The following is a 264-nucleotide window of genomic DNA, read 5'->3' as shown; positions in this document are numbered from 1 at the left end:
ATTGACCAGTGCGTTTGATTTGATTCGTCCAAATGAGTTTATTAGCAGCGGTAATTATCATTTATACGTGGGTAGTCTCAGCGATGATAAGAAAAAACTACAAGATGTGATACTGATTCAATCTGAGCCGACGCCAAAGGGTAATGCTGGCAAAAGTGCTGATATGAATAATACGATTGATCAAGAAACCGCTGATCAAATGGGTATCTCTGATATGCCAAAAGATATTATAAATAGAAATGCAAAAGATATTAGTAAAGATAC

At 35.6% G+C, this 264-nt stretch carries 1 pseudogene; it reads left to right on the top strand.

The annotated features are described in order from the left end of the window. Positions 1-264 (top strand): annotated as a pseudogene (locus tag SB725_RS31855) (hypothetical protein); the annotation flags it as partial.

The organism is Pseudomonas sp. SIMBA_041 (genome assembly GCF_046535095.1).
Lineage (GTDB): Bacteria > Pseudomonadota > Gammaproteobacteria > Pseudomonadales > Pseudomonadaceae > Aquipseudomonas > Aquipseudomonas mucoides.
Note: the sequence above shows the minus strand (reverse complement) of the source record. Positions and strands in the feature narration are given on the sequence as shown.